Here is a 19,703-nt window from a genome sequence, read left to right as displayed (position 1 = left end):
TGACAGCACCCGTTACAGCACCCGCTTGTCCAGCCACGCCGTCAGGTCCTCCTGGACCTCGTCGCGGTTGGTCTCGTTGAGGATCTCGTGGCGGGCGCCCGGGTAGCCCTTCCAGGTGAGGTCCTCGGCGCCCGCGTACCGGAAGTCCTCCAGGAGCTCGTTGACGAGGGTCATGCGCTGGTTGCAGGGGTCCTGCTCGCCGACGGCGATGTGGATCGGCAGGTCGGCGGGGGTGCGGGCGATGTTGCGCGGGTCGTTGACCTTCCGTACGGCGCGCACCCAGTCCAGGGAGAGGCCCGCCGAGAAGGCGAAGCCGCAGCGTTCGTCGGCGGCGTAGGCGTCGACCTCGGACTCGTCCCGCGAGAGCCATTCGAAGCCGGTGCGGTGCTCGTACGGATCGTTGAACGAGGCGAAGAGGTCGGGGACGTACGAGGAGAGGGCGGCTCGTCCGCGTTCGGCCACCTCGCGTTCCAGCCGGGCGATCGACCCCTCGATCTCGGCGCCGGGCAACGAGCGGAACGTACCGGAGAGGATCACTCCGGCGAGTCCGTCGGCGTACTCCTGGGCGTAGTCCCGCGCGAGCATCGAGCCGAGGCTGTGCCCCAGGAGGAAGAACGGGGCGCCGGGGTGCAGCGTGCGCACCTGGTCGCCGATGGCCTTGAGGTCGTCGACGATCGCCCGCCAACTGTCGGCGTCCTCGGGGCCTGCCGTACCGGACGTCACTCCGTAGCCACCGGTTGCCTGGGCGGTGGCGCCGTGGCCGCGGTGGTCGGAGGCGACCACTCCGTAGCCCTGCCCGGTCAGGTGGCGGGCGAAGCGGTCGTAGCGCAGGGCGTGTTCGGCGGCTCCGTGCGCGATCTGCACGTACGCGCGGGGCCTGCCGTCGGCGGGCAGCCAGGTGTACGTGGCGACGGGCACGCCGTCCGCCGCGTTGAGCACTCCCGCGGTGTACGCGGGGGCGGAGGCGGTGGCGGCGGTGTCATCGGATCGGTCGGGCATCGCGCGGGCTCCCTGGTGGGTACGGTCGGCGGTCTGCCGGGCAGCTTCCCCCGCGCGCGGGACGTCATGCGGCTCATCCGCCCCTTTCGGCCCGCCCGGTCCTTTCGGCTCGCCTGATCCTTTCGGCTCGCCCGATCCTTGCGGTTCTTCCGGTTCTTCCGACCCATTGACCCTTTACGGAACCGGAACCTACCCTAAGTCCCGCGCTGTGAAAGCGCTTTCTAATCGGCGCTTCCTCCGCACGGCACACACGCAACTCACCGCACACCCGGCGACCGGCAGCCGGCCATCAGCCAAGCCAGCCCAGGGAGCGCCATGAGTTCCATGAGTTCCGCGAGTTCCGCGGCTCCGAGGAGAGCGCCGAGAGGCGCACCCAGAGCCCTGCTCGTCTTCGTCGCCCTGCTCGCGCTCGTCGTGGGCCTCGGGATCGCGGCCCCGCCGCGCGCCGAGGCCGCCCCCGCCTTCCGTGTCCTGGTCTTCTCCAAGGTCACGAACTACCCCCACGACTCGATCCCGGCGGGCATCGAGGCGATCAAGAAGCTCGGCGGCGAGAACGGCTTCGAGGTCGAGGCCACGGACGACGCCGGGGCGTTCACCGACGCCAATCTGGCCCGCTTCCAGGCCGTCGTCTTCAACAACACCAACTCCACGCCCGAGAAGGGCGACCTGCTCGACGCGGGGCAGCGCGCCGCGTTCCAGAAGTACGTCCGGGCGGGCGGCGGCTGGGTCGGGCTGCACGCGGCGTCGGCGAGTGAGCGCGACTGGAACTGGTACGAGGGCCTGGTCGGGGCGATCTTCGACAAGCACCCCGCCGTCCAGAAGGGACGGGTCAAGGTCCTCGACCGCGCGCACCCGTCCACGAAGGGCCTTCCGGAGCTCTGGGAGCGCGAGGAGGAGTGGTACAACTGGCGCACCAATCCCACGGGGAAGGTGCACACCCTCGCGCAGATCAAGGTGCGCGACGGCATCACCGGGCTCGACGAGGGCGCCGACCACCCGTGGTCCTGGTGCCAGAACTACGACGGCGGCCGCTCCTGGTACACGGCGGGCGGGCACGCCGAGTCCTCCTTCAAGGAGGAGGGGTTCCTCCAGCACATCCTCGGCGGCATCCAGTGGGCCGCAGGTGACAAGCCGGGCGACTGCACGGCCACCAAGACGGGCGCCTTCCAGCGCACTCCGCTGGCCACCGCGGACCTCGCCGACCCGTTCGAGCTGGCCGTCGCGCCGGACCGCAGGGTCTTCTTCGTGCAGCGCACCGGAAAGCTGAAGATCATCGACCAGGAGACGCTCAAGGTCTCCACGGCGCTCGATCTCGCGTACACGCCGGAGATGACGAGCCAGTCGGACGGGCTGCTCGGTCTCGCGCTGGATCCGGATTTCGAGGACAACCACTGGCTGTATCTGCTGCACTCCGACAAGACGGAGAAGCGGATCAATCTCTCCCGCTTCACCGAGGCGGGCGGGAAGGTCGCGGCGTCGTCGGAGAAGCGGCTGCTGACGATTCCGACGTGGCGCGGCGAGGGCCGGGCCAATTCGCACATGGCGGGGTCGATCGCCTTCGACAAGAAGGGCGACCTGTACGTCGCGACGGGCGACAACACCGATCCGTTCGCGTCGGACGGCTTCGCGCCGATCGACGAACGCGAGGGGCGCCGGGCCTGGGACGCGCAGGGCACCGCGGGGAACACGAACGATCTGCGCGGCAAGATCCTGCGGATCACGCCGAAGGACGACGGGACGTACGGCGTGCCGGAGGGGAACCTCTTCCCTCCCGGAACGGACAGGACGCGCTCCGAGGTGTACGCGATGGGGCTGCGCAACCCCTTCCGCATCACCACGGATCCGATCAGCGGCGCTCTGCTGATGGCCGACTACGGCCCGGACGCGAAGAAGGCGGTGGCGGACCGCGGCCCCGAGGGGACGGTCGAGTACGACCGGATCACCAAGGCGGGCAATTACGGGTGGCCCTACTGCATCGGCGACAACACCCCGTTCAACGACTACGACTTCGCGACGAAGACGTCGAAGGACAAGTTCGACTGCGCGAAGATCGTCAATGACTCGCCGAACAACACGGGCCTGCGCGAACTGCCGCCCGCCGAGCCCGCGAACGTCTGGTACGCCTACTCCGAGTCCAAGGAGTTCCCCGAGCTCGGCACGGGTGGCGGCGGCCCGATGAGCGGCCCCGTGTACGACTACGACGCGGCGAACACGTACAAGACCAAGTTCCCCGAGTACTTCGAGGGGAAGTGGCTCGCGTACGAGCTGACCCGGCAGTGGTTCAAGACCTTCTCGATCCAGGAGAAGGACCAGTCGTTCTCCGACCCGCGCTTCCCGCCTGCCAAGAAGGGCGATCTGCAGTCCATCAACTCCGTCTTCTCCGACATGAAGTGGAATCAGCCCTTCGACGCCGACTTCGGTCCTGACGGGGCGCTCTACGTGATCGACTTCGGGCTGGGCAGCGGCACGGGCCGCGGCGGCAGCAACGAGGGCTCGGGCATCTACCGCATCGACTACGTGGCGGACGGCCGCCTCCCCGACGCCCGGGTCACCGCGACGCCGGACAACGGGCGCACGCCCCTCACCGTGAAGTTCTCCAGCGAGGGATCGGGACTGCCGGACGGCACACCCGTCACGTACGCATGGGACTTCGACGGCAACGGCACGACCGACTCCACCGAGGCGAACCCGACACACAAGTACACGGCGAAGGGGCAGTTCACCGCCCGTCTGAAGGTGACCGGGCCCAACGAGCTGAGCGCTCTCGCGGTACGGGACATCACGGTCGGCAACACGCGGCCGGAGGTGACCATCCAGCAGCCGCCGAACGGCGGGACGTTCAGCTTCGGGGACACCATCCCGTTCAAGGTCAAGGTGACGGACCGGGAGGACGGCCGGATCGACTGCGAACGGGTCGTCGTGCAGTCCCAGTTGGGGCACGACACCCATCTGCACCCGCTGGACAACTACAAGGGCTGCGCGGGCGAGATCGTGACCGATGCCGGTGACAGCCACGGCCCGGGGCAGAACCTGTACTACGGCATCACGGCGCAGTACGAGGACAAGGGGGCGGGCGGCGTGCCCGCGCTGACCGGCTCGGCTTCGCTGACGCTGCGGACCTCCTACCGCGAGGCCGAGCACCGGACCGCCACGGGCGGCGCGCACGGCGGGGCGGACACCGGCGACCGCGCGGACGCGTCCGGCGGCAAGCGGCTCATCGAGATCGAGGACGGGGACTGGGTCTCCTTCGACCCGGTGCACCTCAAGGGCGTCGACTCCGTGACCGTGGGGGCGGCTTCGGGCGGTCTCGGCGGTGACGTCGAGTTCCGCGCCGGGTCTCCGACGGGCGAGCTGCTCGGCAAGGTGAGCGTGCCGAACACCGGCGGCTGGGGCAACTTCATCTCGCCGACCACCGAACTGGCCGCCCACGACGGCACGACGAAGCTGTACGCCGTCTTCAGCAACCCCCAGTGGTCGTCCGACAAGCCCGACCTCCTCACCGTCGACTGGCTGCACTTCAACGGTCCCGGGGTCGAGAAGAACGCCGGTGCGAAGGTGACCGTCAAGGCGGCGCCGGACACGGGCCCCGCGCCCCTCGCCGTCAAGCTCACCAGCACGGTGCAGCTCCCGGCGGGCCGCACCGCGGCCTCGTACCACTGGGACTTCGGCGACAACTCCAAGCCCGGCGGCACGGAGAGCGGCAGCGCCGAGCACGCGTACGCGCGCGCGGGGACGTACACGGCTCATCTGACCGTCACCGACGACAAGGGCGACACGACGACCGGCGCTGTCCGGATCACGGCGAAGTGAGGACGACCATGACCCTGACCGGATCTCCGAGCGCGTCTTCCGTCGACAGCGCCAGACGAGCCTTTCTCCTTACGTGCGTCGGTACGTCCCTGGGGCTCGCGGCAGCGGTCGGCGGGGCGCTGCCCGCGCGGGCGGCGGAGCGGGCGCACAAGCGGCGCATCCCGCGCGGCGGCATCGGCATGCACCTGTACACGATGCGCGACGCACTGCCGCGGGACTTCGCGGGCACCCTGGAGCAGCTGGCCGACATCGGCTACGCGACCGTGGGGGTGAGCGGCCGCCACGGGTACGACGCCGCCGGGATCCGGCGGCTGCTCGATGCCGTCGGCCTGCGCGCCGTCCTGGAGCACGTCGCCTATCCGACGCTCACCGGCAGCGGGCTCCCCCAGGCGCTCGACGACCTGCACACCTTGGGCGCCAAGTGGCCCGTGGTACCGAGCCTGCCCGGCGCGCTGCACACGCCGGACGGCTTCCGGGAGGCGGCGCGGCAGTTCAACCTGATCGGGCGCGCCTCGCGCGAGGCGGGACTCGGCCCCGTGCTGTTCCACAACCACGGCACGGACCATGTGGTGGTCGACGGCACGAACCTGTACGACGTCCTGCTCACCGAGACCGATCCCGAGCTGGTCGGCTTCGAGCTGGACGTGTACTGGGCGGTGAAGGGCGGCGCCGATCCGGCGACGTACTTCCGGCGCCATGCGCACAGGTTCCCCGCGCTGCACGTGAAGGACATGGCGGCCGACGGCGGCTTCGCCGATGTCGGCTCGGGGACGCTCGACTTCGCCGCGATGTTCGCCCACGCGCGCGTGGGCGGCGTCCGGCAGTGGCTGGTCGAGCACGACTCCCCCACGGACCCGTTCGCGACCGCGCGGAACAGCTACGCGTATCTGGCGGCACTGCGCTACTGACGCGTCGCACGCTCCGGCTCGGCGCCGGTCATCCGGCGCCGAGCCGCTTGTAGAAGAGGGTCGTCGCGTGGAGGGCTCCTAAGGGGTCCGCCGCGTAGTCGGGAATGGTCCCGGCCTCGGTCCAGCCCGCCCTGCGGTAGACGGTCTCGGCGGGGCTGCCGGTCTCGGTGTCGAGGACGAGGAGGGTCACGCCCGCCTCCGCCGCCGTCTGTTCCGCGGCGGCCAGGAGGGCGCGGGCGAGGCCCTTTCCGCGGGCCTCGGTGTGCACCATCAGCTTGGCGATCTCGGCGCGGTGGCGGCCGTTGGGCTTGTCGGTGAAGGTGACGCTGACGGTGCCCGTGATCCGTCGGTCGTCCCGGTCCTCGTCGCGGGCCGCCCAGACGGCGAGGCCGCCCGCCTCGACGGCGGGGGCGAGGCCGTGCCACCAGGTGCGCGCCGCGGTCCGGTCCAGGTCCGCGAGGAAGCCGAGCGAGCTGCCGCCCCGCACGGTGTCGAGCAGCAGCTCGGCCAGGTGGCCGGAGGCGTCGCGGAGCCCGGCCGCGTCGAGGAGCTCCAGGCGCGGGCCGTCGGTCCTGAGGCCGCCGGTGGCCGGGCCGGGGGTCACCGTGCCACTGACCATCGGACTGCCAGACACCGGGCCCCGGCGAGCAGGCCACTGGTCACCGGACCGCCGGTCACCAGCCCACCGCACACCGAACCACTGCACACCGGACCACCGGTCAAGGCTTCACCACCACGAGCGCGTACCGCACGGCCTCCTCGCCCGCGCAGCGGAACCGCGACGCGCCCCACAGCCGGAAGCGCAGGCAGTCGCCGGTGCGCAGGGTGTGCGGCTCGCCCTGCACCGTGACTTCCAGGGCCCCTTCGAGCACCCAGATGTGCTGCTCCAGGCCGGGCACGGGCGGCCGGTCGTAGGCGATGTCGGCGCCCGGCTGCAGCCGTCCCTCGACCAGTTCGCCGCGCATCCCGGTGCGGGGCGGCGAGACGGCCCAGCGCATGAAGCCGGCCTCGTCGTCGGCCCAGACCGCCTGGTCGACGGCGCGCACCAGCTGGGCGGGCTCCGCCTCCACTTCGCTGAGGAGCTGCGACATGGTCCGTTCGTAGACGGCGCAGAGCCGGTTCAGGAGGGCCGCGGTGGGGCTGATCTCCGCACGCTCGGCCCGGGACAGGGTGGAGCGGCTGATCCCGCTCAGCTCGGCCAACTCGCCGAGGGACCAGCCGCGTTCGGCGCGCAGCTCGGACAGTCGGGCGGCGAGGCGCGCGTCGACTCCATCTCCGTCGTGTTCCATATTCGGGAAGCTATCCCGGATACGGGATGGCCAACAAGGTCGCTGGTGTGTGGGCTGCGTCTCTGCCCGCAGCCACGGACTCCCCCCGTCCCGCTCTCAGTCGTGCGCCGACACCGCCCCCAGCAGCTCCCTGACCCGCCCGGTCGCCTCCCGGAACTCGGTCGAGGCGAGGGTCTCCGCGTACCCCCGCTCCGGCTGCAGGCCGACCTCGATGACCTCCGCCACCGTGCCGGGGCGCGGGCTCATCACCACCACGCGGTCCGCCAGGTACACCGCCTCGGCGATCGAGTGCGTCACCAGGAGCACCGTGGTGCCGGTCTCGCGCCAGATGCGGTTCAGCTCGACGTTCAACTGCTCCCGCGTCAGCGCGTCGAGGGCGCCGAACGGCTCGTCCATGAGCAGTACGGGCGGCTCGTGCAGCAGCGCACGGCACAGCGCCACCCGCTGCTGCATGCCGCCGGACAGCTCGTGGGGGTAGGCGTCCTCGAAGCCGTCGAGCCCGGTCATCCGGATCAGCTCGTCGGCACGCGCGCGTGCCCACTCGGCGGGGAGCCTGCGCATCTCCGCCTGGAGGAGGATGTTGCGCCGCGCCGAGCGCCAGTCGAGCAGCGCGGCGCGCTGGAACACGTACCCGATGTCGGGCCGCGGCCCCCGCACCCGCTCACCGCCGAGGAGCACCTCGCCCGACGACGGCGACAGGAGTCCCGCGACCAGTTTGAGCAGCGTCGACTTGCCGCAGCCCGAAGGGCCGACGATCGCCACGAACTCTCCGGCACCGATGTCGAGCGAGACGTCCCGCAACGCGGTGACGTCCTTCTTCTTCGTACGGAAGCGCACGGCGACGTCGTCGATCCGCACGGCGGGCGCGGCCGCCGCGACATCCTCCTGCGCCGGTCGGCCGGTCTTTCTGAGCGTCGCGTCGTTGGGCATGGTCACCCCTTGATCCCCTTGGCCGAATCCCAGTACTCCGCAACGGACTTGGGGTTCTCGACCAGGCCCGCCTCGGAGAAGACGTCGATGGTCTGCTTCCAGTCCGCCGCCGTGTTGGCCCCCGGCGCCTTGCCCTTCGTGGCGTCGGTGTGGAGGAGCGTCAGGGTCGTCTTGAACTGCTCCGACAGGACGTCCTTGGGCGGGAGTTGTTCGGATGCGCCCTCCATCGCCGCGACCGCGGGGCCCGGCTTCTTCTCGGCCGCCGCCCACGCCTCACTGACCGCGGTGGTCATCCGCTTGGCCAGGTCGCCCCGGCCCTGGAGGGTCTTGCTGCCCGCGATCAGGCCGTTGGAGTAGAAGTTCAGGCCGTGCTCGGAGAAGCGGAGGTAGGAGACGTCCTTCTCGGCCTTGCTGCGCATGGTGGGGCCCTGGTCGCTCGCGTACCCGAGCAACGCGTCCGTCTTGCCGGACATCACCGCCGCGATCTTGCCCGCGGGGTCGGTGTTCTGGACCTTGACGTCCGAGAGTTCCATGCCGTTCTTCTGCAGGAAGATCGGGAAGGTCTTGGTGAGCGCGTCCCCCGCCGTACCGGCGACCGTCTTGCCCTTCAGGTCGGCGGGTGACGCGACGCCCTCGGCCTCGAAGGACTGCACGGATGCGGGCGTGGTCTGCAGGAACACCCCGAGGCTCTTCACCTTGACGCCCTGGTCGACACCGGCGAGCACGGCCGGTGTGTCGGCCCACCCGAAGTCGGTCTGCCCGGCGCCGGTGGCCTGCACGGTCTTCTGGGACCCCTGCCCCGCCCTGATCTCCAGGTCGATGCCGTGTTCCTCGAAGATCTTCTGCTTCTTGCCGTAGTAGAACGGCGCGTGCTCGCCGTACGGGTACCAGTTGAGCGTCAGGGTCACCTTGTCCAGCTTCTTGCCGGAGGCGCTGGTGCTCGTCTTGTCGTCGTCACCGCAGGCCGTCGCGGTCGCCGCGACGAGCGCCAGGGGGACGAGGCCGGTGAGGAGTCTGCGCGCGTGCATGGGACGGCCCTTCTCGCGTACGGAGGACATGGCGGGGGAAATCGGGGGGCGCTGGGGGCTTCGGTGTGCGGCCGGGACTCAGTACGCGGTGGTCGCGCCCTGGTCCCTGCGGCTCGCGTGCCACGGGAGCAGCAGCTTCTCCGCGATCTCGACGAGCACGAACAGGACCACGCCGATCAGCGACATGACCAGCAGTCCCGCGAAGAGCATCGGGGTGTCGAGGTTGCCGTTGGCCTGGAGGATCACATAGCCGAGGCCCTCGTTCGCGCCGACGAACTCGCCGACGACCGCGCCGGTGACGGCGAGCGTGACAGCCACCTTCAGGCCGGAGAAGAGATGCGGGAGCGACGCCGGGAAGCGGATCTTGAGGAAGGTCTGCCAGGGCCGTGCGCCCATGGTGGCGGAGAGCTGCAGCATTTCGGGGTCCACGGCCTTGAGTCCGGTGACCATCGAGATGACGACGGGGAAGAAGGCGATCAGGACGGCGATGAGGATCTTCGGGGCGATGCCGAAGCCGAGCCAGACGACGAACAGCGGGGCGATCGCGATCTTCGGGACGACCTGGGCGAAGAGGAGGATGGGATAGAGGGTCTTCTCGACGGTCGTCGAGGCGACCATCAGGACGGCGGCGAGGATGCCGACGGCCACCGCGATGACGAAGCCGAGCAGGGTCTCGTACGTGGTGACCCAGGTGTGCTGCCACAGGTAGTCGGGCTTGTCGATGATGACGTCGAAGGTGGCGCCCGGCGAGGGCACGAGATAGGCCTCGACCATCTCGGTGGCGGCGATCACCCACCAGGCGGCGAAGCAGACGACCAGCAGCGCGAGCGGGCGCCAGCTCTTCTCGGCGGCCTCGGCTATACGCTGCCGGAGGCCCGGCCGTTGTCGATCGACAACACCCGCCGTCTTCACGGGAGTTACTGACGCTGTGCTCTGACTCACGGTGAACTCCCCTGACATTCCCTGGTATGCGGTGAACTTGGGAGGCAGTTGCGTGGACCGGCGGGGCCGGTGCGGAGCTCTGTGGTGCGGAAATCCCGGAAACCGCTTTCAGAAAGCGCTTTCTGGTAGACTGCCCGCCACGCTAATGACTGGCTGACCGCAGGGTCAATAGGTCGGACCTGAGTTTCGCGGCGCGCCACGGCCCTGGGGGGTGCGGTGAGGGAAGCCGAGCGCGGTCTGCACGTCACGCTGGACGCGGTCGCCAGGACCGCGGGGGTCTCGCCCGCCACCGCGTCCCGGGCCCTGAACGGCACGGCCCGGGTCCGCGACGACCTGCGCAGCCGGGTCATCGCCGCCGCGGACCGCCTCGGGTACATCCCCAACGCCCATGCGCAGGCCCTCGCCAGCTCCTCCAACAACACGGTGGGCGTCATCTGCCACGACGTGGGCGACCCCTACTTCGCCGCCATCGCGAGCGGCGTGATGGGCGCGGCGGCCGAGCGCGGGCTGCTCGTCATGCTGGCGAGCACGTTCCGCGAACCGGGGCGCGAGATCGCGTACGTCTCGATGCTGCGCGCCCAGCGGGCCCGCGCCGTGCTGCTCATCGGCTCGGGCTTCCAGGACGCCTCCTGGGAGCGGGAGCTTGCGGCCGAGCTGACGCCGTACGCGCGTGGCGGGGGCCGCGTCGCCGTCGTCAGCCGACACCGCAGTCTGCGGGTGGACACGGTGCTGCCCGAGAACCGTGCGGGCGCGGCGGCCCTGGCCCGCGCGCTCCTCGGGCTCGGTCACCGGGACTTCGCCGTGCTCACCGGCCCCGAACGCCTCACGACGGTCGCGGACCGGCTCGCGGGGTTCCGGGCGGCGCTGGCCGAGGCGGGCGTCGCGCTGCCGCAGGACCGCGTCGTGGAGGGGGCGTTCACCCGGGACGGCGGCTACGGGGCCGCGAGGGAGCTGCTCCGCCGCGGCCACCCGCCGACCTGCGTCTTCGCGGTGACGGACGTGATGGCGGTCGGGGCGCTCGCGGCGCTGCGGGAGCGGGGTGTGCGGGTCCCCGACGACGTGTCGCTCGCGGGCTTCGACGACATCCCTCTCGTACGCGAGCTCACACCGCCGCTGACGACGGTGGCGCTGCCTCTGCCGCTGATGGGGCGGGCGGTGCTGGAGCTGGCCCTGCGGGAGCCGGTCGGGCGGCGGTCGCGGGTGGAGCGGGTGCGGGGCGAGGTGGTGCTGCGGGGGAGCACGGGGCGGTGCCCTTGAGAGGGGGCGGGCGTTCCCTCCGGCGGCACGGCATCGCAATCTGAATCTGAATCAGAGGAATCGGAATCGAAATCGCCGAAACCGGCCACGCCCGTAAAGGCGTGGCCGGTGGAATTCCGGAATGGCCACGGTGCGGAGGCGGCCACCTTTTTACCGAATCACAGGATTTCGATGTCCTTCACCTTCGGCGGACGGTGCGGGAAGGTGATGTCGGTCCACCGGTTGATGCGCACGGAGTCGCCATTGGCGTCGTAGTAGACCAGGTCGTTGTTGCCCGTGGAGATGCGGTCGACCCACCAGTTGCCGAAACCGGTGCGGCCCTTGTTGGCGTAGCAGTCCACGCTCGATCGGCCGTCGCCGCTGTGCGACCAGATCTTTAAGAAGTTCTCGCCGCCACGGCATTCGACGTGGTCGATGGCGAAGGCGTTGCCACTGGGCATCACCACGGTGAACGCGGCGGCCGCGGCGATCGCAACGGTTGCGGACCGGGCGACCCTCTTGGTTTTCGACAGCACAAGTACTCCCTGATTTCGGGCCCGGGCGTGGCCATTCAACGACCATTTCCGGGAAACGTTTTGCGCTTGCACGACGACGATCCTGTAGGTCTCCTGTACATGGCAATCTTTGAAATGGCGCACGGCCGAAATACATCGCCCAATGTCCTAATCAGTGTCATTCGGGTGATTTGATGGCCCTTAGGGCCAAGAGTTCGGGCAGAACGGGCGAAGAGAGTGGGAATCAGATGGATCTGCAACTGACCGGAAAGGCCGCCCTGGTGACCGGAGCGAGCCGCGGCATCGGTCTGGCCACCGTGTCCGCGCTGCTTGACGAGGGCATGCGCGTCGTGGCGGCGGCCCGCACGATCACCCCGGAGCTCAGGGCCACGGGCGCCACCGGCGTGGCCGTGGACCTGACCACGGCCGACGGGCCCGCCCGCCTCGTGGCCCGGGCCACGGCCGAGCTCGGCGGGCGCGGCGGACTCGATCTCCTCGTCAACAACGTGGGCGGCGGGGACGCAGACGCCGCCTGGACGGGCACCTTCCTGACCTGCACCGACGAACAGTGGTCCGACGCGTTCGACGTGAACTTCTTCGCCTCGGTCCGCACCACACGGGCCGCGCTGCCCCACCTCACCGCCGCCCGTGGCGCGGTCGTCAACGTCTCCTCCACCAGCGCCAGGACCCCACACGCCGGGCCGATCACGTACAGCACCGCGAAGGCCGCGCTGACCGCCTTCGGCAAGGCCCTGGCCGAGGAGTTGGGGCCGCGAGGCGTGCGCGTCAACACGGTCTCGCCGGGACCGGTCCGCACGGCCATGTGGGAGAGCCCCGACGGCTACGGCGCACAGCTCGCCGAGTCCCTGGGAGTGCCGCACGCCCGGCTGCTCGACGGTCTGCCCGACACCGCGGGCATGGTCACCGGCAGACTCGTGGAGCCGTCGGAAGTCGCCGCGCTCATCGCCTACTTGGGCTCGCCGGTCGCCGCCAGCGTCACCGGGGCGGACCACGTCATCGACGGCAACTCGGTCAAGACGGTGTGACGCGAGGACGGCGCCGAGGAGGGGGCGGCCGCGCTCAGCCCGCCGCCTCCCCCAGCGCGTCGAGCACCGGGCGGATCAGCGGATGGTCCTCGGCGCCGCACCGCACGGCCGCGAACACCCGGCGCGTGGGAGCCGCGCCCTCGACCGGGCGCACCACCACGCCCGACACGTCCATGCCCCGCAGCGCCGAGCGGGGTACGAGGGCGACCCCCGCGCCCGCCGAGGCCAGTGCGACCACTGCCCGAAAATCGTCCGACCAATGTTCCAGCAGGGGTTGGAATCCGGCCTGTTCGCAGGCGAGGACGACCACGTCGTGGCAGGGATTACCGGCGAAGGGGCCGATCCACGCGTCCTTGGCGAGCTCGGCGAGGGCCACCCGTTCCGCGTCCGCGAGCCGGTGCCCGAGCGGGAGCACCGCGTCGAAGGGTTCGGCGTAGAGGGGTACGCGGGTGAGCCGCGGGTCGTCCGCGCCCGGCGCGCCCCGGTACTCGACGGCGACGGCCACGTCCACCTGCCGGTCCAGGACCATCGGCAGGCTCGCGTCGCCCTCCGCGTCCTGGACGCGGACCCGGATGCCGGGGGCGGAGACGGCGAGGCGGGCCAGGGCGGGGGCGACGACCAGGCCGATGCCGGTGGCGAAGGCCGCGACGGTCACGGTCCCGGCCTCACCGGTGCTGTACGCGGCGAGCTCGGCCTCGGCGCGCTCCAGCTGGGCCAGCACCGCGTTCGTGTGCGTGAGCAGGATTTCCCCGGCCGCCGTCAGGCGTACGCCGCGCGCCGAGCGCTCGACGAGACGGTGGCCTGTCTCCTGCTCCAGGGCCGTGAGCTGCTGGGAGACCGCTGACGGGGTGAGGTAGAGCGCGGCGGCAGCCGCCGTGACCGTGCGGTGGTCGGCCACCGCACGGAGGATGTGCAGCCGCCGCGCTTCGATCATGCTGCCGATTCTCCCAAACCGGCAGCCACCACCGCACCACGGGCCCCCTCCGGAGCCTCCCGCGCGTCAGGCCTGGGCGGTCTCCTGCGCCAGCTCCGCCCGCGCCGCCACGAACGCGTCGACCGCGCGGTTCACGTCCTCCGTGGAGTGCGCGGCGGACAGCTGCACACGGATGCGGGCCTTGCCCTGCGGCACCACCGGGTAGGAGAAGCCGATCACGTAGACGCCGCGCTCCAGGAGCAGCTCGGCCATGCGTCCGGCCACCGACGCGTCGCCGATCATGACCGGCGCGATGGCGTGGTCGCCGGGCAGGATGTCGAAGCCCTCCTCGGTCATCCGCGAGCGGAAGAGGGCCGTGTTCGCGGCGAGGTGGTCCCGCAGGTCACCGGCCGACTCCAGCAGGTCGAGGACCTTCAGGGAGGCCGCGGCGATCACCGGGGCGAGGGTGTTCGAGAAGAGGTACGGGCGCGAGCGCTGGCGCAGCAGGGCGACGATCTCGGCGCGGGCGGCGACGTAGCCGCCGGAGGCGCCGCCGAGGGCCTTGCCCAGCGTGCCCGTGATGATGTCGACGCGGTCCATGACGCCGTGCAGCTCGGGCGTGCCGCGGCCGCCGGGTCCTACGAAGCCGACGGCGTGCGAGTCGTCGACCATGACCATGGCGTCGTACCGGTCGGCGAGGTCGCAGATCTCCGCGAGCGGGGCGACGTAGCCGTCCATGGAGAAGACGCCGTCGGTGACGATCAGCTTCCGGCGGGCGCCGCCTTCCGTGGCCTCCTTCAGCTGCTGCTCCAGGTCCGCGAGGTCCCGGTTGGCGTAGCGGAAGCGGCGGGCCTTCGACAGACGGATGCCGTCGATGATCGACGCGTGGTTGAGGGCGTCGGAGATCACCGCGTCCTCGGCGCCGAGCAGCGTCTCGAAGACGCCTCCGTTGGCGTCGAAGCAGGAGGAGTAGAGGATCGTGTCCTCCTGGCCGAGGAAGGCGGACAGGCGCGCTTCCAGCTCCTTGTGCACCTCCTGCGTGCCGCAGATGAAGCGGACGGAGGCCATGCCGTAGCCCCAGCGGTCGAGCGCCTCGTGGGCGGCGGCGACGACGTCGGGGTGGTCGGCGAGGCCGAGGTAGTTGTTCGCGCAGAAGTTGAGGACCTCGCCGGGCCTGCCGCCCGAGGTGACGGCGACCGTGGCGGACTGCGGGGTGCCGATGACGCGCTCGGGCTTGTGCAGACCGGCGGCGCGGATCTCGTCGAGGGTGGCCTGGAGGTCTTCGCGTACGGAGTCGAACATGCGGAATCCTTGAGGTCGGGGGGTCGCTGGTGTGGGCGGCGCGGGGCGGGCGGCGAAGGTCAGGCGGTCCAGTCGAGGATGACCTTGCCGCCGCGGCCGCTCGCCGCGTCGTCGAAGGCGGCCTCGAAGTCGCGGTGGCCGTACCGTCCCGTGATGACGGGTGCCAGGTCGAGGCCGCCTTCGAGCAGCACCGACATCGCGTACCAGGTCTCGAACATCTCGCGGCCGTAGATGCCCTTGATGGTGATCATCGAGGTGACGATCCGCGACCAGTCGACGGCGAACTCCTCGGCGGGCAGGCCGAGCATGGCGATCTTGCCGCCGTGGGTCATGTTGGCGACCATGTCGCGCATCGCGCGCGGGTTGCCGGACATTTCGAGGCCGACGTCGAAGCCCTCGCGCAGGCCGAGCTCGCGCTGGCCGTCGGCGATCGTCGAGGTCGACACGTTCAGGGCGAGGCTGGCGCCGACCTTGCGGGCCAGCTCCAGGCGCTCCTCACTGACGTCGGTGATCACGACGTTGCGGGCGCCCGCGTGCCGGGCGACGGCCGCCGCCATCAGGCCGATCGGTCCTGCGCCCGTGATCAGCACGTCCTCGCCGACCAGCGGGAAGGAGAGGGCCGTGTGCACGGCGTTGCCGAAGGGGTCGAATATCGCGGCCACGTCGAGGTCGACGGGCGTGCGGTGCACCCACACGTTCGACGCGGGCAGCGCCACGTACTCGGCGAAGGCGCCGTCCCTGCCGACTCCGAGGCCGACCGTGGCGCGGCACAGGTGCCGCCGCCCGGCGAGACAGTTGCGGCACTTGCCGCAGACCAGGTGGCCTTCGCCGCTGACCCGGTCGCCGGTCTTGATGTCAGCGACGTCACGGCCGGTCTCCACGACCTCGCCGACGAACTCGTGCCCGACCACCAGCGGCGCGGTGATCGTCTGCTGTGCCCAGCCGTCCCAGGCCCTGATGTGCAGATCGGTTCCGCAGATCCCGGTGCGCAGCACCTTGATGAGGACGTCGCCGTGGCCGATGACCGGCTCCGGTACGTCCTTCAGGCTGAGACCCGGCTCTGCCTTCTCCTTGACCAGCGCCTTCAACGCCACGGCTCCCGTCGTACGTCGCTTCTTCCCCCGACGACACAGGAATCTTCCCTACGGCGGCGCCCCGGTCCATCGAGGATTTCTTAAGCGCCGCCGCAGCTTTCCTTCAGGCCCCGCGAACCCCGGCGAAAAGGCGGTCAGGTCAGCGGGTCTGGCCGCGTTCGAAGTAGGCGATCAGCTCCGGGTCGAGGCCGGGGACCTCGCGGGGCGTCCCGCCGTCCCGCAGCGACTGCGTCGCCCGCACACCGGCCGCGACCGCCATGCGCGCCGCGACGGGAGACGTGTCGGTGCGCCCTCCCTCGCGTACGAAACGTACGAACTCGTCGATGAGCAGCGGGTCCGCGCCGCCGTGCCCGCCGTCGTCCTGCGCGTCCGGCACCGCGTACACGGCGTCGGCCTCGCCGCGGTAGCCCGACCGGCGCGCGTTCCACACCTTGACCGCTCCTCCGGGGCCGTCGCCGAAGTTCTCGAGCCGTCCCGCGTCGCCGATGACGGTGTAGTTGCGCCAGTAGTCGGGGGTGAAGTGGCACTGCTGATAGGCGGCGAGGACTCCGTTGTCCAGGCGCATGTTGACCAGGGAGACGTCCTCGACGTCGATGACGGGGTTGAGGTCGCGCTGGGTGTGCGGCGGCCAGTGGCCGTCCCGGGTGAACCAGTCGTCCGTCTTCGGCTCGCCCTGCTCGCGGCGGTGCGGGTTGTCGCCGTAGACCATGAGGTCGCCGAGGGCCTGCACCCGGCTCGTGTAGCCGTTCGCGAGCCAGTGCAGGACGTCGATGTCGTGGGCGGCCTTCTGCAGCAACAGGCCGTTGGTGTACTGCCGTTCGGCGTGCCAGTCCTTGAAGTACCAGTCGCCGCCGTAGCCGACGAAATGGCGCACCCAGACGGTCTTGACCGCGCCGATCTCGCCGCGCTCGATGATGTCGCGCATCAGGCGGACCACGGGCATGTGGCGCATGTTGTGCCCGACGTACAGGCGCGTGCCCGTCTCGTGGGCCGTGCGCAGGATCTCGTCGCAGGCCTCGACGCTCGTCTCCAGGGGCTTTTCGACGAAGACGGGCTTGCCCTCGCGCAGCGCCTCGCAGGCGAGCGCCGCATGGGTGTGGTCGGGGGTGAGGACGACGACCGCGTCGACGTCCGGGTCCTCGACGACCTTGCGGTGGTCGCTGGATATCAGCGCGCCGGGGAAGGCCGTGGCCGCCTCGGCCCTGGCGGCGGCATCGGGGTCGGCGAGCGCGGTGACGCGGGCGCCCGCGTCCGGCCGGTGGGCGGTGCGGGCGAGCGAGCCGCGCAGTCCGTAGCCGAGAACGCCGAGACGGAGGTCGGTCATGGAACTTCCTTCGCTTGAGCCGGTGTTGCGGGTGCTGACTTCGGGGTGCGGGCGCCTGCCCCGGGGTGCGGGCGGGGCGGACGAGCTTGATCCTTATCTATCCGGCCCCGCCCGCCCCTGTCGAGAGGCCCGACGCCCCGGCTATGCCCGATGCCCCTGTGGTGGATGGACGAGCACGTGGGCGAGGGCGACGCGCCCGCTCCCCGTGAGCCTGATCCGCACGAACCTCGCCGACTCGTCGTCCCCGAAGTCCAGGAGCGTGGGGCGCAGCGCCTTCCCGGTGATGTGCCGGGTCGTGGCGTCGGCGAAGTCCGCGGTCTTCGACAGCTGTACGTCGAAGTCCGCCGTGGCCGTCGACGCGCCGTTCCACACCTCGACCTGTCCGACGCGTCGCCTCTCGCCGAGGTCGACCTGCCACCAGGCGCCCGGCTCGGCGAGCGTGGCGGTGTCGGTGGAGGTGTCGCCGTCGACGGCGTACGCGGCCGGGGCCTCGCCGTCCGTGGAGGACTGGGTCGCCCGGCCCGCGCGAGCCAGGTCCGGGCGCAGTTGTTCGGCGGGCACCGGTTGGGCGCCAGCGCGCCGCGCCACGGCGAGCGCGTCGGCGGGCAGCCGGTCGAGTTCGGTGTGGTTGTCCCGCATCGTCGAGCCCGTGCCCCCGAGGGCGGGTGTGTCGGTGTCGGTCCAGTTGCCGGTGGCGTGGTTCTGGATGCCGTAGTCGGCCCAGTTGGAGACCCACTTGTAGCCGACGCGGGTCAGGACGTTGCCTTCGACGCGGATGTACGAGGACTGCTCGTCCAGGTAGATGCCGTTGCCGTCGCGTTCGGTGTTCCCGTACGCCGAGCGGTTGATGTAGTTGCCGGAGACCACCGTGCCGGGCTGGGCACCCTGCGTGTAGACGGCGCCGCCGTCGTGCTGGTCGTGCTCGACCCGCATGACGTCGGTGATCCGGTTGCCGGTGACGCGGTTGTCGCGCAGGACCGATGTCCGCGCCTCGGGCTGGTTCCAGCCCCAGCCGACGGAGATCCCCGAGTAGGGCAGGTCGGCGAGGGTGTTGTGGTCGACGCTCAGCTCCGCCTCGTACCCGGCCCAGATGCCCACGGAGTCCGTGTACTCGACTCCGGTGCGGCGGACGGTGTTGTACGCGACGGTGTTCCGCTCCCCGGCGAGCTCGGGCCGCGGGTCGGGCTCGGTGTCGCCGATGTAGGCGGCGCCCGAGGAGAGGTCGGTGAAGCGGGAGAGGGTGACCGACGAGTCCTTGGTGCCCGCTTCGAGGACGACGCCCGCGCCGCCGAGGTGGGTGAACTCGGCGCGGCCGACGGCCACCTGGCGTCCGCCCCGCACGGTGAGCGCCGCCGTGGGCTTGGTGTAGTGGCGGCCCGCGTGGTCGGTGGGACCGGTGGCGCCGGTGAGGGTGAGACCGGCCTGCGTTCCGGCGTAGCCCTCGTCGGTGGCGGGCTGGTGGTAGGCGGCGTACGCGAAGCCGATGCCGTCGACGCGGACGTCGTGGGCGCCGTCGAGGACCATGAGTTGCTCGGTCACGGGCGTGACCACGTGGGCGCGGCGCGGGTCCTCACCGGCGCGCGGCAGGTAGGTGACGGTGCGGTCCTCGGCGTCCCACACGAACTCGCCCGGCTCGTCGAGGAGTTCGCGGGCGTTCTCGAAGAAGGCGACGCCTTGGTAGCGGGCCGAGTCGACGGTGGTGGAGTCCCAGGCGGGGCCCGTGCGGCCGGTCCCGCTCGACGAGTTGGCCCAGCAGGGCTGCGCGAAGGTGATGCGGTCGCCCGTCACCCCGGTGATCCGGCAACGGTAGTTCCGCCAGCGGACCTTGATGACCGCCTCGGCTCCGGTCGGCCGCTTCCACTGCGCGATGCCGGTGGCTTCCGCGCCCGTCATGCCGTCTTTCGTGGCGTCGCAGGTGGCGGCGGCGCAGGCCGCGCCCCGGGCCCGGACGGCGCGGCGGCCGTCGACGAAGAGCTGGCGGGGAGCGACCCCTTCGGGGACGGCCGCGGTCCAGGTGCCGTCGCGGTTCTCCGCCCAGCCCTGGACCGCGCGGCCGCCGGAGAGCACGGGGTGGGCGCCGGGCGCCGCGGTCCAGGTGACCGCGTGCCCTGCGCGCCCGGAGTCGGCGGCGCCGAGCTTCAGCGGCGCGTCCAACTCGTAGGTCCCGTCAGCGAGTTCGACGCGCACATCGCGTGCTTCGCTTCCGATGAGGGTGCGCGCGGCGTCCCGGGCGCCGGTGAGCGAGCAGGGGCGGGCGGCGCCGCAGGCGTCGCCGGTGCCGTGCGGGGCGGCGTGCAGGACGCGCGGTGCTGGCTCCGCGGCGGCCCCCGGGGCGGCCAGGGCACCGAGCGCCATCGCGGCGCAAAG

At 71.1% G+C, this 19,703-nt stretch carries 16 protein-coding genes; 4 read left to right on the top strand and 12 right to left on the bottom strand.

Annotated elements, in window-relative coordinates; all coding sequences use genetic code 11:
- Window positions 1-12: 12 nt before the first annotated feature.
- Window positions 13-999, bottom strand: coding sequence for an alpha/beta hydrolase (locus ABZV77_RS22905; RefSeq protein WP_356259745.1), 987 nt, complete (start codon window positions 997-999; stop codon window positions 13-15).
- A gap of 315 nt (window positions 1,000-1,314) precedes the next feature.
- Between ABZV77_RS22905 and ABZV77_RS22900 the strand changes: the two genes are divergently transcribed.
- Together ABZV77_RS22900 and ABZV77_RS22895 are read left to right on the top strand one after the other, a co-directional pair.
- Window positions 1,315-4,809 (top strand): ThuA domain-containing protein, encoded by a 3,495-nt coding sequence (locus ABZV77_RS22900; RefSeq protein WP_356259742.1) that lies wholly within the window; start codon window positions 1,315-1,317, stop codon window positions 4,807-4,809.
- An 8-nt stretch (window positions 4,810-4,817) separates the two neighbouring features.
- Entirely contained in the window at window positions 4,818-5,717 is a 900-nt protein-coding gene (locus ABZV77_RS22895) for a sugar phosphate isomerase/epimerase (protein WP_356259739.1), read from the top strand.
- Between the two features lie 28 nt (window positions 5,718-5,745).
- On the opposite strand, the gene ABZV77_RS22890 is transcribed toward ABZV77_RS22895, so the two are convergent.
- The 5 genes from ABZV77_RS22890 to ABZV77_RS22870 form a co-directional block, all read right to left on the bottom strand.
- Window positions 5,746-6,336, bottom strand: coding sequence for a GNAT family N-acetyltransferase (locus ABZV77_RS22890; RefSeq protein WP_356259736.1), 591 nt, complete (start codon window positions 6,334-6,336; stop codon window positions 5,746-5,748).
- Between the two features lie 100 nt (window positions 6,337-6,436).
- A complete protein-coding gene (locus ABZV77_RS22885) occupies window positions 6,437-7,006 on the bottom strand; it encodes an XRE family transcriptional regulator (protein WP_356259733.1) in 570 nt (189 codons plus the stop codon).
- A 96-nt stretch (window positions 7,007-7,102) separates the two neighbouring features.
- Window positions 7,103-7,936 (bottom strand): ABC transporter ATP-binding protein, encoded by an 834-nt coding sequence (locus ABZV77_RS22880; protein ID WP_356259730.1) that lies wholly within the window; start codon window positions 7,934-7,936, stop codon window positions 7,103-7,105.
- 2 nt (window positions 7,937-7,938) lie between these two features.
- Complete coding sequence (locus tag ABZV77_RS22875) at window positions 7,939-8,964, bottom strand: ABC transporter substrate-binding protein (RefSeq protein ID WP_356259727.1); 1,026 nt, start codon at window positions 8,962-8,964, stop codon at window positions 7,939-7,941.
- Between the two features lie 78 nt (window positions 8,965-9,042).
- Entirely contained in the window at window positions 9,043-9,906 is an 864-nt protein-coding gene (locus tag ABZV77_RS22870) for an ABC transporter permease (RefSeq protein WP_356259724.1), read from the bottom strand.
- 216 nt (window positions 9,907-10,122) lie between these two features.
- Here ABZV77_RS22870 and ABZV77_RS22865 point away from each other — a divergent pair, with 216 nt between their 5' ends.
- Window positions 10,123-11,163: a LacI family DNA-binding transcriptional regulator gene (locus ABZV77_RS22865; RefSeq protein WP_356259721.1), complete on the top strand. Its 1,041-nt coding sequence runs from the start codon at window positions 10,123-10,125 to the stop codon at window positions 11,161-11,163.
- Between the two features lie 158 nt (window positions 11,164-11,321).
- On the opposite strand, the gene ABZV77_RS22860 is transcribed toward ABZV77_RS22865, so the two are convergent.
- A complete protein-coding gene (locus ABZV77_RS22860; RefSeq protein WP_356259718.1) occupies window positions 11,322-11,678 on the bottom strand; it encodes a beta/gamma crystallin domain-containing protein in 357 nt (118 codons plus the stop codon).
- 227 nt (window positions 11,679-11,905) lie between these two features.
- Here ABZV77_RS22860 and ABZV77_RS22855 point away from each other — a divergent pair, with 227 nt between their 5' ends.
- Window positions 11,906-12,703: an SDR family NAD(P)-dependent oxidoreductase gene (locus tag ABZV77_RS22855; protein WP_356259715.1), complete on the top strand. Its 798-nt coding sequence runs from the start codon at window positions 11,906-11,908 to the stop codon at window positions 12,701-12,703.
- A gap of 34 nt (window positions 12,704-12,737) precedes the next feature.
- Here ABZV77_RS22855 and ABZV77_RS22850 read toward each other — a convergent pair whose 3' ends face one another.
- From ABZV77_RS22850 to ABZV77_RS22830, 5 genes are all read right to left on the bottom strand, one after another.
- Window positions 12,738-13,637: a LysR family transcriptional regulator gene (locus ABZV77_RS22850; protein ID WP_356259712.1), complete on the bottom strand. Its 900-nt coding sequence runs from the start codon at window positions 13,635-13,637 to the stop codon at window positions 12,738-12,740.
- Window positions 13,638-13,703: 66 nt separating this feature from the next.
- Window positions 13,704-14,918 carry a glycine C-acetyltransferase gene (locus ABZV77_RS22845; RefSeq protein ID WP_356259709.1) on the bottom strand — a complete coding sequence of 405 codons (1,215 nt, stop codon included), beginning with the start codon at window positions 14,916-14,918 and terminating at the stop codon, window positions 13,704-13,706.
- Window positions 14,919-14,977: 59 nt separating this feature from the next.
- Window positions 14,978-16,006, bottom strand: coding sequence for an L-threonine 3-dehydrogenase (gene tdh, locus ABZV77_RS22840; RefSeq protein WP_356260219.1), 1,029 nt, complete (start codon window positions 16,004-16,006; stop codon window positions 14,978-14,980).
- A 145-nt stretch (window positions 16,007-16,151) separates the two neighbouring features.
- A complete protein-coding gene (locus ABZV77_RS22835) occupies window positions 16,152-17,336 on the bottom strand; it encodes a Gfo/Idh/MocA family oxidoreductase (RefSeq protein WP_356259706.1) in 1,185 nt (394 codons plus the stop codon).
- A gap of 141 nt (window positions 17,337-17,477) precedes the next feature.
- A complete protein-coding gene (locus ABZV77_RS22830) occupies window positions 17,478-19,691 on the bottom strand; it encodes a discoidin domain-containing protein (protein WP_356260217.1) in 2,214 nt (737 codons plus the stop codon).
- Window positions 19,692-19,703: the final 12 nt, after the last annotated feature.

This window comes from Streptomyces sp. NPDC004732, assembly GCF_040609235.1.
GTDB lineage: Bacteria > Actinomycetota > Actinomycetes > Streptomycetales > Streptomycetaceae > Streptomyces.
The sequence above is the reverse complement of the archived record's forward strand: the minus strand, read 5'-3'. Positions and strand labels throughout refer to the sequence as shown.

Excerpts from the sequence above, each read along its gene's own strand:
- ABZV77_RS22905 (WP_356259745.1), bottom strand. The coding sequence starts at position 999 with ATGCCCGACCGATCCGATGACACCGCCGCCACCGCCTCCGCCCCCGCG.
- ABZV77_RS22875 (WP_356259727.1), bottom strand. The coding sequence starts at position 8,964 with ATGCACGCGCGCAGACTCCTCACCGGCCTCGTCCCCCTGGCGCTCGTC.
- ABZV77_RS22850 (WP_356259712.1), bottom strand. The coding sequence starts at position 13,637 with ATGATCGAAGCGCGGCGGCTGCACATCCTCCGTGCGGTGGCCGACCAC.
- ABZV77_RS22890 (WP_356259736.1), bottom strand. The coding sequence starts at position 6,336 with ATGGTCAGTGGCACGGTGACCCCCGGCCCGGCCACCGGCGGCCTCAGG.
- ABZV77_RS22835 (WP_356259706.1), bottom strand. The coding sequence starts at position 17,336 with ATGACCGACCTCCGTCTCGGCGTTCTCGGCTACGGACTGCGCGGCTCG.
- ABZV77_RS22855 (WP_356259715.1), top strand. The coding sequence starts at position 11,906 with ATGGATCTGCAACTGACCGGAAAGGCCGCCCTGGTGACCGGAGCGAGC.
- ABZV77_RS22895 (WP_356259739.1), top strand. The coding sequence starts at position 4,818 with ATGACCCTGACCGGATCTCCGAGCGCGTCTTCCGTCGACAGCGCCAGA.
- ABZV77_RS22880 (WP_356259730.1), bottom strand. The coding sequence starts at position 7,936 with ATGCCCAACGACGCGACGCTCAGAAAGACCGGCCGACCGGCGCAGGAG.
- ABZV77_RS22900 (WP_356259742.1), top strand. The coding sequence starts at position 1,315 with ATGAGTTCCATGAGTTCCGCGAGTTCCGCGGCTCCGAGGAGAGCGCCG.
- ABZV77_RS22885 (WP_356259733.1), bottom strand. The coding sequence starts at position 7,006 with ATGGAACACGACGGAGATGGAGTCGACGCGCGCCTCGCCGCCCGACTG.
- ABZV77_RS22845 (WP_356259709.1), bottom strand. The coding sequence starts at position 14,918 with ATGTTCGACTCCGTACGCGAAGACCTCCAGGCCACCCTCGACGAGATC.
- ABZV77_RS22830 (WP_356260217.1), bottom strand. The coding sequence starts at position 19,691 with ATGGCGCTCGGTGCCCTGGCCGCCCCGGGGGCCGCCGCGGAGCCAGCA.